Raw genomic sequence first — 13,742 nt, forward strand, 5'->3', positions numbered from 1 at the left:
GCGGACACGCCCCAGCCGGGTTTCCGGGCGTCCTCAATCGCCGGACGGGCTGCGTGTCGTGTCCTCAAGCGCCGGACGGGCTGATTTTCAGCCCGTCCGGCGATTGAGGACAACACCCAGCCTGCCCGGCGATTGAGGGCCCCGTCACCCTTTTGGCCGATAGTGGCCTTTTGATCCATTTGGCGTAAATCGACGGAAAGTCGTATTCACTTCCACCCCGCCCGCGTTGGTAGTCACGTGGAACCACGTGAACTCTGGGATCGGAACAGCGTCCTCGCCGAAGCCTTCTGCGCCAGCGACGAGCAGGTGCGGCAGGCTCAGGCCGTACTGGACGGGGCGCAGGCGGAGCGGAGCCGTACGCTCGCCGCGTTCGCCGTCACCGTCGGCAACGACGGGGCCGTCGCGGATCTGATGGGGCTGAACGAGCGCGAGGTGCGGCTCGCGCGGCGCACGGTCGGCAAGAGCGACGCGCGCAGCGTCGCCGACGAGCTGCTGGAACGCTATCCGCAGGCACAGGCGGCTCCCGCGCAGCCGCCCGCGCAGCCGCCCGCGCAGCCGACGGAGGAACCTTTCACCGAACAGACGTATCAGCAGCAGCACCAGGCCGCGCCCCAGGGGTCCCAGGCGTCCCAGGGTTCTCCCGGAGACGTCCACCTGCCGCATCCGCGCGCCGAGAGCGGCCTCCCGCTCCAGGAGATGGCCTACCACCAGGACTCGGCCTCGCCCGTGCTCCACACGTCCGAGGCCGAGAGCAATCCGGTGGTCTGGTCGTCGAGCATGGACTCGGTGCTGCTCTGGAGCTGGCAGTCCGGCCTCGACCTCCAGACGGTGGCCGGTGAACTGGGCCTGGACATCCGGGCGTTGCTGCTCCGCGTCCAGGCCCTGGCCGACAACGGGATGCTGACCCCGTCGTCCACCCAGAGCGCCGAGGCGAACCGGGCGGGCCGGCACCGCAGACACCACGAGGAGGCGTACGCGGCGCTGTTCAGCCCCACCGCCACGTTCCCCACGCAGGTGCATTACTGACGATGCGTCAGCCGGTGCCGGACAGCGCAGGATCGGTCCGGCACCGGCTGACGAACCGCTCAACCCCGCAGGATCCCCCGAAGATCCGCCGCGTTGGACTGCGTCACCTTCCACAGCTCCTGTTGCCTGCCGTGCACATCCGCCACCGACGCCGCGTGGTCGCTCAGCAGCCCCAGCGCCCGCTCCGTGAGCAGCGCCCCGAGGTTCTTGTCGTGGACCGAGACGCCCCACTCCGGCCGGTCGATGTCGGCCAGGAAGTACGCCATCTTGGGGTGCGAGATCAGCGAGATGATCGGCGTCCCGCAGCCGAACGGGATCATCCCCGCGTGGCCGCGCATGCCGATGACCAGCTTCGTACGGGCGTACGTGTCGCGGATCGCGTCGTTGTCGAAGTCGTACATCGGGATGACCGGCAGCGACACATCGTGCTCGCGCCGCAGGTCGAACGCGATCTTCTCGTCGTCCAGCGAGTGCGCCACGCACTGGACCTCGGTGTGCTCGCCCAGCGCCCGTACGGCCTTGGCCATCTCGGCGAGGAAGTGCGCGTAGTCGTGGCCGAAGCGCAGCCCCGCCCGGTCGTACGCGGCGTTGATCATGACGGTGTTCTCGCGCTGCCCGGGGGCCGGGTCGCTCCAGTTGTCCACCAGTTGCCGGGTGACCGTGGTCGGGCAGGGCTGGAAGCGCACCTTGTCGTGGAGCGAGGGGGGCAGCAGCGCGCGGACCTTCTCGATCGAGCCGTGGTTGCGCAGTGCGAAGAACGCGCTGCGCTCGACCAGTTGGCGCAGCGAGGAGTTGAAGCGCCCGGCGCGGTAGGACTGGCCGTCGAAGGCGTTGAAGCCGACCGCGTACACGACGATCGGTACGTCGATGGCGGTCAGGTGCTCGTCGGGGACGTTCCACTGCCAGGCGCTGTTGCCGTTCGGCGCGGTGTCCGGGATGAACAGCCCGCCGCCGCCGATGACCAGGCCGCGGCGCGCGTTGACGCGTTCCAGCGCCGCCTTGTCGAACAGGCGGTGGGCGTGGATCGAGTGCCAGCGGCGCGGCCCCGTCTCGGTGTCCGCACCGCCGCCCGCGCCGGTGCTGGTACCGACCGCGAGCCGTACGGACTCGGGCAGCAGCTTGTCGCCTGCGTTGCCCTGCTGCGGCATGTAGAAGGCCACATGGGCGAGTTGGTCCTCCGGCGCGCCTTCGCGCGGGGCGGGCAGGTCGTGGTCCCTGGTCCGCAGCCGCATCAGCCGGTTGGGCCGGTGCGTGGGGTCGACGGCCAGGCCCTGCATGGCGTACGCGTGCGCCGTCGCGTCGTCGCCGTGGATCCAGGCGATCTGCGCGAGCCGCCCGAAGGACGTCGCGGCGCGCACGGGTGAGCCCGCCGCGAGGTGCAGTTGTACCTTGGCCTCCTCGTAGCGGGAGACGCTCATCAGGGCGTGTCCCAGCACTTCGTGGGGCCAGGTGTCGTCGACGGGGATGTGCACGCCGGCGAGGATGTCGGCGGCTTCCTGGAACCCACCCGAGTTGATGTGCGCGTGCGCGACCTTGCGGGCGCTCTCGACGTCGCCGGTGAGCGCGACGTGCTCGGTGCCGTACTTGACGACCAGGTCGTGGTGCATGGTGCCGGACACGGCCATGTACGCGGCGTAGAACTCCGCGTCCGTCAGCTCGAATTCACGCCAGCGGTCCTCCGCCTGTGTGTATCCGGCCTCGCCGCCCTGCCACGGCTTGTGGCGCCCGGTGAAGTGCAGAATCGCTGTGCCGTCGGGGACGGGCTTGTCGCCGGACAGCCGCCGCTTGACGAAGTTGTAGCGCGAGTCGAGCTGTACGAAGTCGCCGTCGAGCACCGAGTTGAGGATGCCCTGGTCGTGCTTGTCCAGCTCGTAGTCGCCGCTGCGTCCGGTGGCGTCGATCCGCGCGCAGAACGCGTCGCTCAAGTACTCGCGCTGGATGACCAGCAGTCCGCTGTTGAGCTTGTGCTGCCCGTAGAAGAACTGCGGGACGGCGGCGAGTCCTTCGCGGAGCTGAAGCAGCTCGGACAGGTCGTCCAGGACCACCATGTCGGTGTCGAGCGTGATGATGGTGTCGTAGTCGCGCAGCCGGAAGACGTCGAGGATGAAGTACGCCTTGCGGACCAGGTAGTTGTCCTGGTCGCCCTTCTCGTAGCTGTCGTAGCGCGCGGCGTCGACGCGGTGGAAGCGCACGCGCGGGTGCAGCGCCCGGATCGAGGCGACGGACTGGGGCCGCAGGTCGTCGTGGAGGACGATGAAGTCCTCGCACACACCGGGGTTGGACAGCGCGAGGCTGCGCAGCAGCGCCAGGAAGCCGGGCAGATAGTTCTCGTCCACGAAGGACGCGAAGGCCAGGCGTCGTTTGCCGGTGAGGGCGTTGGCGGAGAGAGGTGCGGCCGGGGCGGCGGTGGCGGCCGGGGCGGGGCCGGCCGGGGCGTGGGGGGTGGCGGTCATCGCAGAGAAATCCTCGTGTCGGTCACGCTCTGGGCGCGTTCCATGACCCACGCCTTTTCGCTGGTGTACTCGTGCACGGACGTGATGGGCATGCGCATCGCCTCCTTGAGGCGGTAGGCGCCGCTCTCGTAGAAGTCGAAGCCGATCAGGTCGAGCTTCGGGCTGGCGTCCAGGAAGTCCAGCAGCCAGAGCATGTTGAAGCCGCTGGTCGGGATGGCGGCCCACTGGTCGTTGCCGACGCGGCCGATGTTGCGCAGCGGCCAGCGCAGCGACTCGTCGTTGACGTAGGTCTGGGCGCCGGGCACGAGCCGGTTGCGCAGCGAGTTCTTCCAGTCGCCGCTCAGTCCGCCGAAGACCAGCCGGGTGGTGACCTTCTGGTCCCAGTTGAAGCCGTGCTTGTGGATGGAGGCGTGGATGTCGGTACGCCTGCCGGTGGCCGCCGGGTCGATCTTGTACGAGTTGAAGCGGACCACCAGGTCGTACGCGTCGATCTCGGGCCCGAGCGAACTGCGCCCGACGCTCTGCGAGTTGGCGATCAGACAGATGGACTTGCCCGCGACCTGGTTGCGGAACTCACCGAGGGTGAGCCACGTGACATCGCCGAAGGTCGGATCGGGGACGGGGCCGCGCTGCCGGTTGCGGCGCATCTCGCCGTAGAGCGCGGCGAGTTGGCGGGTCTCCTCGAAGGGCCCGCCGTGGGCCAGGCGCAGGTCCAGGTACTGCCCGATGGACACCTGGAGGTCCGTCACCGGGCTGCCGTCGCCGCGCATCGCGAGCAGCGCGCCGATCAGGCGCGCCTCGGCGCCCGCGTGGTCGCCCGCCGCGTGCAGCGCGACGCCCGCGGCCCAGATGTCGGTGGCGGGGCCGTCCGCGTACACCGACGCCTGCGGGCAGCCGCGCTCGAGGAGGCGCAGGATCTCGTCCTGCTTCTCGCCGCCGGTACGCAGACCGGCGATCCGGGGGGCGACACCGAAGCCGTCCTCCTCGGTCAGGGCGAGATAGCGCTCGTACGCCGCGATGGTGGCCGGCTCGTCGCCCATGGCCTCCAGCGTGCGGGCGCGCAGCCGCCAGCCGGCGCGGGAGTTCTTGCGCTGGGTCAGGACGGCGTCGCTGATGAGCAGCGACAGCTTCCACTCGTCCTCGTACCCGCACTCCAGCGCCTTGTTCCCGGCGGCCAGCAGCGCGTCCAGCAGCTCACCGCTCAACGAGCCCGTGGGCCCGGCGACGACCTTCTTGGCCGCCCGCCGGATGAGCGGCGTCCCGGCGGGCGCGGCCGGGGCGCTCTCGCCCGCGCCGGTGGCGTGGGCGGCGAGCACCAGACGCAGCTTCTCGGCCAGCTCGGTGCGCTTGCGGTCGAGGCTGCCGACCAGCTTCGTGCTGTGGACGGCGCAGGCACGCAGACACACGTCCAGCTCGGTCGTGGTGATCCGGTCCCCCCGACCCGGGATCTGGCCGGCCCCGTCGGGAGGCCCGACCGGGCCATCCCCGTCGCGCGGCCTGAGCCATCGGTTGCGGACCTTCGTCATGGTGCTCCCAGCGTCTGTCTGCCCGCGATCAGGTTGCGGGTCGGCGACAGGCTAGGAAACCCGCGCGACGGGAAGGTGAACTGACTGCGTCGACAGATGGAACGCCCGGAGCCCGAACCATGGTCACGCCGGATATGGGCGTTGTCGGGTGTGTCCGGCGCTGTCGGGGGTTCTCAGGGGTGCAGCTCGCGCCGCACGCGCGAGATGATGTGCTGGGCGTCGGCCCCGTACACGGCGGAGGCTCGCAGCGATTCCCAGACGCGCTCGTAGGTGGCGACACCGGCGGCGTCGTCTATCCACAGCTCGGCGTGCCAGTCCTCGACGATGACGAGCCTGCTGTCGAAGATCCAGAATCCGTTGGCGGGCGGAATCCGCAGCGCCGCGCCGAACGGCACGATTCCCAGTTCCACCGTGTCCATGCCGATCACCCCGCTGAGCCTGTCGAGCTGCGCCGCGAGAATCGCGGGCGGACAGACCAGGGCACGCAGGGCCGCCTCCCACATGACGATCTGATACCTGCCGCCCGGCTCGTACAGACCGACCTGCCGCTTCATACGGGCACGCACCGCGTCTTCTATGTCGCGCGGCGACTGGTGCAGGTCCGCGTAGCGGGTGAAGATGTGCCGCGCGTAGTCGGCGGTCTGCAACACCCCGACGATCATCGCCCCTTCCCAGGCGCGGAACGCCTTCGTCCGGGCGAACTCCGCGTTGATCGTGTCCTGTACGGCCCTGTGCCCGGAGGCCAGTTGGCGACGCCATGAGCGGGTGTGGGACTCCAGGGCGGCAAGCCGCGACGTGAGTTCCGCACCCGCCTGCGGGTGTGCGGTCGCGTCCGCCCATCGACGCAGGTCGTCGGCGGTCGCGGTCTGTTTCCCGTTCTCCAGCTTGCTGACCTTGGACTGCGGCCAGCCAAGTCGTTCGGCGAGCTGCAACCCGGTGAGACGGCCTGCCTTACGCAGCTCGCGAAGCCGCACGCCCAGGGCTTCGCGAGCCACCTGATAGTCACTCACCGGGTCACTGCCTATTCTGCGGCTGCGACCTCTGCCGCGAACTCTTCGTAGGGGACGGCGAAATGAAGGGCCGCGTCACGCGCCTGCGCGTAACGCAGCACCACGGCCGGCTCCGTGATCAGCTCGACGTCGACCAGATTGTCCTCGGCGTCGAAGTTGAGCAGGGCGACGAGGCGCGAGTCGAGGATCCAGAAGTCTTCGTCGGGCAGACCGAGCCCGTCGGTGTCACCACGTCGCAGAATACGGATCTCCTCGCCGAGCGCGCTGTTCCGCCTGGCGTTGTCGAGAAGATAGAGCTGGCCCGTGGTCGGCGGGTCGTCAACGATGCGCACCCGCCCGAAGGTCTTGCCGAGCGCGACCTGCTCGCGTCGTTCTTCGCACCATGCGACGTCGGTCCCGTCCCACTGCACGGGCTCGCCACGGGTGAACTGGGCGAAAGTGTCGGTGACTTCGTCCGAGCCGTACCGGCGACGGGATTCGAGACGCCAGGCGGTGTGCTTGAAGGCGGTGAACAGCCCGTCGAAGGCGGCGAGATCGATGATGTGCGGTGCGCGATCCTTGGGGCCGAAGTCGGCGAGGAGTTCTCGCGGCACCACGATGGCCGCCTCTCCAGGGGAGAGGTGCTGGAGCTGCGCGACGTCGTCGGTCTCGGTCAGCGGCGGGCCATGCACGATGACCTCTCCCGTGTCCAGATCCTCGTGGACGGAGGGACACCCGTTGACGCCCGAACCGGTTCCGTTGAAGCGAAGTCGACGCACCATGGTCATGATCCTTTCCAGGGACGGCTGATCCACCCAGCATGGTCGGGCGTGCGGCCCCGCACTACAGAGTGCCCCTGGCCGCATGAGAATAATGGCGAATACCGGAAATTGCTCCGGAATATTCGAGAATGATTCACCACGCTCGACGGGCTCCATCCCTATCGTCCTGTTCATGGCCTATCTGCGACCGACCTTCGCATGGCTGGAGATCACCGGCCTCTGCAACGAGAACTGCCGTCACTGCTACGCCGGTTCCTCGCCCCAGGGCGACCACGGCACCATGACCGTGCACGACTGGCGTCGTGTCATCGGTGAGTTGAAGGGCATGGGCGTGCGGAACGTCCAATTCATCGGCGGGGAACCGACCTTGCACCCCGCCCTGCCCGAACTCATCCGCCACGCGATCGCCAACGGCATGCGGATCGAGGTGTTCTCCAACCTCTCGCACGTCAGCGACCCGGTGTGGGCCGCGCTCCAACTCCCAGGCGTACGCCTCGCGTTCAGCTACTACAGCGACAACCCCGCCGACCACGACGACGTGACGCTCACCCGTGGCTCCCACGCCCGCACCCGGGCCAACGTGGCGAAGGCGCGGAGCCTCGGCATCGCGTTACGCGGCAGCGTCATCGGCGTACTCGAAGGGCAGCGCGGCGAGCAGGCGCGCGGGGATCTGCTCCAGCTCGGTATCCGCGACGTACGGACCGACCGCATCCGTCCGTTCGGCCGGGGCGCGGACGGCAAGGACCCGAGGCTGGACAAGCTGTGCGGGCGCTGCGGGCGGGGCAAGTTCGCCGTGTCGCCGGACGGCGAGGTGTGGCCGTGCGTCTTCGCGCGGTGGATGCCGCTCGGCAACGTACGGGAGCGGAGCCTCGCCGACATCTACCTCGGCACACCGATGCGCGCCGCCCGCGCGGAACTTCAGGCCGTGTTCCCGGACACCGCCGTCTCGAACTCCCCCACCTGTCTGCCCGACTGCGGCCCGTCGTTCGAGTCGTGCAGCCCGCAGACCGCCTGCGCGCCGGACGCGCAGTGCGGCCCGACGGATGACGACGCGTACGCGGGACGCGCGGCGGCGGCGACGACGGGTGAGCCGATCGGCGCGCCCGGCCGTTCCGTGCGGTACTACGACCCCGGCATCTCCGGCACCGACTGCTGAGCCGATCGCGGGCCGCGTGGCTGTCCGACCTGTCCGGTAGCGTTTTCACTGACCGTTCCGGACCGTACGCAGGGAGCAGCCCCGTCATGACCAGCGAAGTCCTCTACCTCGCGCGCCGCGACGCGTACGCCGCGTTCCTCACCGCCGCCGACGCCGAGTCCAACGTGGCCTGGCACCGGCTGGACGGCCGGTTCGTCGACGGCGCGTCGGCGGTGGCCGCCGTCGACACGGCGTACGCCGCGACGCGGGCCGCGTTCAACGTCATCGCCGTCGAGGGCGTCGGGCCGGTCGAGGAGGCCCGTACGGTGCTGGAGCTGCTGGCTGCCATGCACAAGGACGGCGGGCTGGCACCTGACTGGAAGGGATTCAAGACCGCGCGGGAGGCGTTCGTCGTGGCGGCGTCCGGCTTCCTGATGGGGTCGCACTGACGGAAAAAGGACGGACAGCCGATGCCGCGTACCGGCGCACCAAGGAACTCCACGGCCGGCCGCTGGCGGACTTCGATCCGGACATACCCGCTCGCAGGATCCGGCAAGGACCTGCCTGGCGTCTGCGGGCGTCGTTCTCCGCGCCGCCCGAGTTCCCCGAGTTCCCCGAGTTCCCCGAGGTCTTCGAACGCTTCGCCGAGAGCGTCGACACCGCCCAAGTCACCACGCTGCTGCTGGGTTTCACCGGCTTCGACGGCCCCGCCGCCGCCACGCATCTGGTGAAGGCCGCCGAGCGGTTCCCGCGACTGCGGGCGCTGCGCCTCGGCGGCTGGAACGAGGACTTCTACAACATCCAGCAGAGCGATCTCACCCCCGTCCTCGAACTCTTCCCCCTGCTGGAGCATCTGGAGGTGCGCGGAAAGCAGGGGTGGGAGCTGCGCCCGTTCCACCACGCCGCGTTGAAGACCCTGCGGTTCGAGTCCTGCGGTCTGCCGGCCGATGTCGTACGGGCGGTGGCCGCCGCCGACCTGCCCGCGCTGGAGCGTCTGGAGCTGTGGATCGGCGTCAGCAACGACGAGACCGACCTGGCCGACGCACCCGATCTGGCACCGATCCTGAGCGGTGAAAGGCTGCCCACGCTGCTCCATCTCGGCCTGGAGAACAGCGCGATCCAGGACGAGATGGCCGAACTGCTCGCGAGCGCCCCCGTGGTGGCCCGCCTGCGCTCGCTGAACCTGGCGATGGGGACGCTGACCGACCGGGGCGCCGAAAGCCTGCTCGACGGCCGGCCGCTGACCCACCTGGAGCGACTGGACCTGCATCACCACTACCTGTCCGACCGCATGATGGAGCGGCTGCGGGCCGCGTACGCGACCACCGAGGTCGACCTCGGCGATGACATGGGCGAAGACCACGGCCCCTTCGACGAGGTCTACAACAGGGTCGCGGACGGAAGGGACTTCTGAGATGACCGTAGAAGACACGACAGGTATCGCCGCACTGGCCACGATCCTGCCGCCGGATCCGGGCCAGGACGAGGAGATCGACTGGTCGGCGGCCAGGGCCCGTTGGGGGACGGGCTTCCCCCGTGACTACATGGCCTTCATGGCGCACTACGGCGCCGGCTCGTTCGGCGACGTCGGCGACGTCGGCGACGTCGGCGTCCTGATGCCGCTGCCGAAGCCGTACATCCAGTGGGACCCCGGAACCTTCGAGGACGAGACGGCGAACGCCCGCGGCACCTGGGAGATGCTGGGCGGCCAGGAAGGTCTCGACATCGACCCGGCCCATATCCTCGCCTGGGGCATCACCTCGGGCGCCGACATCCTGTGCTGGCTGACCACCAACCCGGACCCCGACGAGTGGCCCGTCCTGGTCTGCGGCCGGCACACGCACGACGACTTCACCCTGTTCCCCTGCGGCATGGTCGAATTCCTCCGCAAACTGCTCCTGGACGAGTACGCGCCCTACCCGCTCAGCATCGACCTGCGCGGCACCTCCCCGCGCTACGTCCACTGGCTCGAGGAACAACGGCGCTGGAAGGCCGACAACGACCCGCCCCCGCACGCCGGTTGACGGGCGTCAGACGCGAGGGGTGTGCTGGGCCAGGACGGCCCGCAGCCGGTCGATGTCCCCGGCATCACGCGCGCCGCGCTTGGGCAGGACATCGACCCACAGCATGTTGGGGTCCCGGCTGAGCAGGACGAAGTGGTCCGCCGTCTCCCGGTAGCCCTTGAAGACGGACCACTTCTGCTCCAGCGTGCAGTGGTCGGTGCGGCAGGTGATCCCCGCCGACGACACGGCGACGCGGAACTCGCCCTGCCAGCCGATGATCCGCTGCACATGGGCCGCCTGTATACGCGGGTATCCCCCAACGGTCAGAAGGACGACCAGGAACGGCACCGTCGCGTACACGTTGATACCCCCGTAGCGCACGGAGGTGTACAGCCAGTACGCCGTCCACACCACGAGGATGGTGATCCGCAGGACCCGCCCCGTCCGCTTGACCCGCTCCCGGACGCGCAGACCGGCCAGTGTGTCGGCGGGCTGCGGAAGGTACGCCAACTGAATGGCCGTCTCCGCGCTGTTGCCGGTGACTTCGGCATGGTGGCCCTCGGCCATGGTCCCTCCCCGTGACAAAGACCCGGGGATCCTACCGGCTCCGCGCCCGACCGCGACCCGTGAGTCAGTTGCCGCCCGCCGGATTCCTCAGCACCTCGATCAGGCTCGCGTAACTGTCCGAGCCGTGCCCCGTGGCCTTCGCCCGCAGCATCGCGGACTTCAGCAGCTCGGGCAGGGAATTGTCGATGCCTCGCGCCGCCGCGGCGTGGACAAGGTGGTCGATGGCCGTGATCTGTACGTCGACGGTGGCGTCGTCGCCCGGATAGTGGCCGGCGTCCACCTGGGGCGCGTACGTGGTCATGAACCCGGCCACCGCCGTCAGCCAGCGGACCGCGACGGGGGTGAAGGTTGTCGCCTGCGTCTTCTCCGCGGTCACCAGCGCGGTGCCGTGCAGCCAGCCGGTCAGGGTGGACCACATCAGGCCGAGCAGAGCGGCGTCGTAGAGGGAGGCCAGACCGGGGTCGGTGCCCAGGTGCAGAGGGTCGCCCAGGGCCGCCAGGGTCGGGCGGTGGGTCTCGAAGACGGCCCGCGAACCGCTGTAGAGGAACATCATCTCGGCGCTGCCGACACCGGGCGGGGTGGTCAGGATCGCGCCGTCGAGATAGTCGGCGCCGCGCGACCGGGCCCATGCGACGGCCTCGTGCGCCTGCTCCGGGGAGCCGGAGGTGAGGTTGACCAGAGTCCTGCCCGCGACAGACTCCGCGCCGGGGTCGAGAACCGCGTACAGCGCGTCGTAGTCGAGTACGCAGGCGATCGTGAGCGGGCTCGCCGCGACCGCCTCTTCCGGAGTCGGGGCCAGGCGGGCGCCCCGGTCCACCAGGGGCCCGGCCTTGTGCGGTGAGCGGTTCCACACGGTGGTGGGGTGGCCTCGGTCCAGCAGCGCGGCGGCCAGCGCCGAGCCCATGGAGCCGAGTCCGATGACGGTGACGGCCTGACGATCGGCGTTCATGCCACAACTCTCCTCGTACGTCCGTACGTATGTCCGTTCGTGACGGTTGTCACGTTGATCACGTACGGACCACGCTCGCAGCGCGCGACGGCCGGGGACAGTGACACCGATGACGGCCACCACCAAATTCCTGCCATACCCTTCGGGGCATGAGTGCTGGTTCTGTCGCCGTCGTCGTGACCGAGGAGATCGGGGTCCCCTCATGGGATCTCTACGAACTGAGCATCCCCTGCACCGTGTTCGGGAAGCCGCAGCCCGATCTGGCCGACCCCTGGTACGACCTACGGCTCTGCGGAGACGGAACGGGAAAGCCGCGCCCGGACGGCGACAGCGACAGCGACGGCGCACGGGTCGGCACCGGGCTCACGCTAAGCACCCAGTACGGGCTCGACGCCCTCGCCGGCGCGGACACGGTCATCGTGCCCTCGGTGCCCGACGCCTGCGTCGAGGAGGGCAAACCGATACCGAAGGGGCTGATCACGGCCCTGCGCGACGCGTACGACGCGGGCGCCCGCATCGTCTCCCTGTGCACCGGCGCCTTCGCGCTCGCCGAGGCGGGCCTGCTCGACGGCCGTCGCGCCACCGCCCACTGGATGCACACGGCGCAACTGGCCGCGCGCTATCCGAAGGTACAGGTGGACGACTCGGTGCTGTACGTGGACGACGGCAACGTCCTCACCAGCGCGGGCCTGACCGCCGGACTCGACCTCTGCCTCCATCTGGTACGCCGCGATCTCGGCGCCCACGTCGCCAACCAGTTGGCACGCCGGATGGTGGTGCCCGCCCACCGGCGCGGCGGCCAGGCGCAGTTCATCGAACTGTCCGTGCCGGCCACCGACGACGAGGGCCTGGGCCCCGTACTGGACTGGGCCCGCGCCCACCTCGAACACCCGCTGACCGTCGAGGACTTGGCACAGCGAGCCGCGATGAGCCCACGGACGTTCTACCGGCGGCTCCAGGCGGCCACCGGGACAACTCCCCTTCAGTGGCTGCTCAACCAGCGTCTGGGCCGGGCCCGGGTCCTGCTGGAAGCGACAGACCTCCCGGTGGAGAAGATCGGGGAGCTGAGCGGCCTCGGTACGGCGAACAACCTTCGCCACCACTTCCTCAAGCAGCTCGGCGTCTCGCCGAGCGACTACCGGCAGGCGTTCCCCCGGACAGTCTGACCCCCGGTGCGGGCGCGCTAGCCAACGGGCGCGCGAAACGTCCCGGTCTTTACGGCTGCGACGAAGGACGACCAGCCGGTGAGGGGGAAGACGAGCGCGGGGCCGCTGTGCGCGAGCTTGGAGTCCCGGACGGGGACGACGGGGTGGCCGTCGGCGACTTCGAGGCAGTCGCCGCCGCTGGGGCCGCTGTAGCTGGACTTGCGCCACCCGGTGAAATGCTCATTGCTGTTCACGTTCATATCCTTCTGCTGCGGCCCTGAGGAGGGCCAGTGATTCTTGTTGCGACAGCGCGTCGCTCAGCGCCAGATCGTAGACGGTCTGACAGTGGCTCACCTGAGCCGGATCGTCCATGAGGTAGCCCGTATTCACCCCCTCCGCATAGGCGACCGGTGGGGCGTCCGCGAACCTCATGAGGTACAGCAGCCCCTCAATGAGCGAATGAGCCCCCACCTCGAAGGGCAACACATGCAGCCGCAGATGACCTGTGTCTGCCATGTTCGCGATCTTGCGCAACTGCTTCATCATGACGCGAGGTCCGCCGACCTTCCGGCGTACCGCCGACTCATCCAGCAAGCACCACAGTACGGGGCTTGACGGGCCGTCAAGGATGCGATGCCGTTGCATTCGGTTGATGACCCACTGGTCAAGATCTTCCGTCCGGTGATTCGGCCGGTACGCGCGGAAGAGCGCCTTGGCGTAATCCTCCGTCTGAAGCAATCCCGGGATGAGCGAGGAGCCGTAGTGCCGGATCTCGACCGCCTGCTTCTCCAACTCAGCCGCAGCAGCGAAATGTTGGGGATACTTCGAGTCGAGGTCCTCCAGCCACCGCTCGAAGAACCCGTCCGTCCCCAGCGCCTGGTCGATCCGCTTCGCGTCCGTAGGGCTCGGCAGTCGCCGTCCCGCCTCGAAGTGGCTGATCAGCGTCGGCGAGCACACCACCCGCTGCGCCAACGCCTCCTGTGTCATGCCCGCCGCGATTCGCCGCAGCCGCAGCTCCGCGCCGTACTTCTCACGAGGACTGCGTGGTACCCGCTCCTCCAGCATGGAATCAACTCGCTTCCTTGAAGCACGCGTTGTCAAGATCGAACCCCTTCCAGGCTAGCGGCAACCACCCCACTCTGTAAGTGAAATGTCACAGAGAGCAAC

At 69.1% G+C, this 13,742-nt stretch carries 14 protein-coding genes; 6 read left to right on the forward strand and 8 right to left on the reverse strand.

Going from position 1 to position 13,742, the window contains the following annotated elements; all coding sequences use genetic code 11:
- Positions 1–237: 237 nt before the first annotated feature.
- Positions 238–1,026, forward strand: a complete 789-nt coding sequence (locus OG329_RS14300; RefSeq protein WP_405795414.1) for a hypothetical protein — start codon at positions 238–240, stop codon at positions 1,024–1,026.
- 59 nt (positions 1,027–1,085) lie between these two features.
- On the opposite strand, the gene OG329_RS14305 is transcribed toward OG329_RS14300, so the two are convergent.
- The 4 genes from OG329_RS14305 to OG329_RS14320 form a co-directional block, all read right to left on the reverse strand.
- The gene (locus OG329_RS14305) at positions 1,086–3,479 is read right to left on the reverse strand and encodes a glycosyltransferase (RefSeq protein WP_405795416.1); all 2,394 of its coding nucleotides are present in this window, start codon (positions 3,477–3,479) and stop codon (positions 1,086–1,088) included.
- Positions 3,476–5,005 carry a hypothetical protein gene (locus tag OG329_RS14310; protein WP_405795417.1) on the reverse strand — a complete coding sequence of 510 codons (1,530 nt, stop codon included), beginning with the start codon at positions 5,003–5,005 and terminating at the stop codon, positions 3,476–3,478. Before OG329_RS14310 ends, OG329_RS14305 begins: the two co-directional genes overlap by 4 nt.
- Before the next feature lie 173 nt (positions 5,006–5,178).
- Complete coding sequence (locus OG329_RS14315) at positions 5,179–6,015, reverse strand: helix-turn-helix domain-containing protein (protein WP_405795418.1); 837 nt, start codon at positions 6,013–6,015, stop codon at positions 5,179–5,181.
- An 11-nt stretch (positions 6,016–6,026) separates the two neighbouring features.
- Positions 6,027–6,776, reverse strand: a complete 750-nt coding sequence (locus tag OG329_RS14320) for a DUF6879 family protein (protein WP_405795419.1) — start codon at positions 6,774–6,776, stop codon at positions 6,027–6,029.
- A gap of 172 nt (positions 6,777–6,948) precedes the next feature.
- Between OG329_RS14320 and OG329_RS14325 the strand changes: the two genes are divergently transcribed.
- The 4 genes from OG329_RS14325 to OG329_RS14340 all read left to right on the forward strand — a co-directional run bounded on the left by OG329_RS14325 (position 6,949) and on the right by OG329_RS14340 (position 9,935).
- Positions 6,949–7,932, forward strand: coding sequence for a radical SAM/SPASM domain-containing protein (locus OG329_RS14325; RefSeq protein ID WP_405795421.1), 984 nt, complete (start codon positions 6,949–6,951; stop codon positions 7,930–7,932).
- Between the two features lie 86 nt (positions 7,933–8,018).
- The gene (locus OG329_RS14330) at positions 8,019–8,360 is read left to right on the forward strand and encodes a hypothetical protein (RefSeq protein ID WP_405795422.1); all 342 of its coding nucleotides are present in this window, start codon (positions 8,019–8,021) and stop codon (positions 8,358–8,360) included.
- A 122-nt stretch (positions 8,361–8,482) separates the two neighbouring features.
- Positions 8,483–9,325 carry an STM4015 family protein gene (locus OG329_RS14335; RefSeq protein WP_405801832.1) on the forward strand — a complete coding sequence of 281 codons (843 nt, stop codon included), beginning with the start codon at positions 8,483–8,485 and terminating at the stop codon, positions 9,323–9,325.
- 1 nt (position 9,326) lies between these two features.
- Positions 9,327–9,935 carry an SMI1/KNR4 family protein gene (locus OG329_RS14340; protein ID WP_405795423.1) on the forward strand — a complete coding sequence of 203 codons (609 nt, stop codon included), beginning with the start codon at positions 9,327–9,329 and terminating at the stop codon, positions 9,933–9,935.
- 6 nt (positions 9,936–9,941) lie between these two features.
- On the opposite strand, the gene OG329_RS14345 is transcribed toward OG329_RS14340, so the two are convergent.
- Entirely contained in the window at positions 9,942–10,481 is a 540-nt protein-coding gene (locus tag OG329_RS14345) for a YcxB family protein (RefSeq protein ID WP_405795424.1), read from the reverse strand.
- Between the two features lie 64 nt (positions 10,482–10,545).
- On the reverse strand, positions 10,546–11,430 hold the full coding sequence (locus tag OG329_RS14350) for an NAD(P)-dependent oxidoreductase (protein ID WP_405795425.1): 885 nt from the start codon (positions 11,428–11,430) through the stop codon (positions 10,546–10,548).
- Between the two features lie 149 nt (positions 11,431–11,579).
- Here OG329_RS14350 and OG329_RS14355 point away from each other — a divergent pair, with 149 nt between their 5' ends.
- The gene (locus OG329_RS14355) at positions 11,580–12,596 is read left to right on the forward strand and encodes a GlxA family transcriptional regulator (RefSeq protein ID WP_405795427.1); all 1,017 of its coding nucleotides are present in this window, start codon (positions 11,580–11,582) and stop codon (positions 12,594–12,596) included.
- A 17-nt stretch (positions 12,597–12,613) separates the two neighbouring features.
- Here the strand turns inward: OG329_RS14355 and OG329_RS14360 are convergent, their stop codons facing one another.
- Positions 12,614–12,829, reverse strand: a complete 216-nt coding sequence (locus tag OG329_RS14360; protein WP_405795428.1) for a DUF397 domain-containing protein — start codon at positions 12,827–12,829, stop codon at positions 12,614–12,616.
- Positions 12,816–13,640 carry a Scr1 family TA system antitoxin-like transcriptional regulator gene (locus tag OG329_RS14365; RefSeq protein WP_405795430.1) on the reverse strand — a complete coding sequence of 275 codons (825 nt, stop codon included), beginning with the start codon at positions 13,638–13,640 and terminating at the stop codon, positions 12,816–12,818. The genes OG329_RS14360 and OG329_RS14365 overlap by 14 nt, the downstream gene beginning before the upstream one ends.
- Positions 13,641–13,742: the final 102 nt, after the last annotated feature.

This window comes from Streptomyces sp. NBC_01506 (assembly GCF_045040295.1).
Classification (GTDB): Bacteria; Actinomycetota; Actinomycetes; order Streptomycetales; family Streptomycetaceae; genus Streptomyces.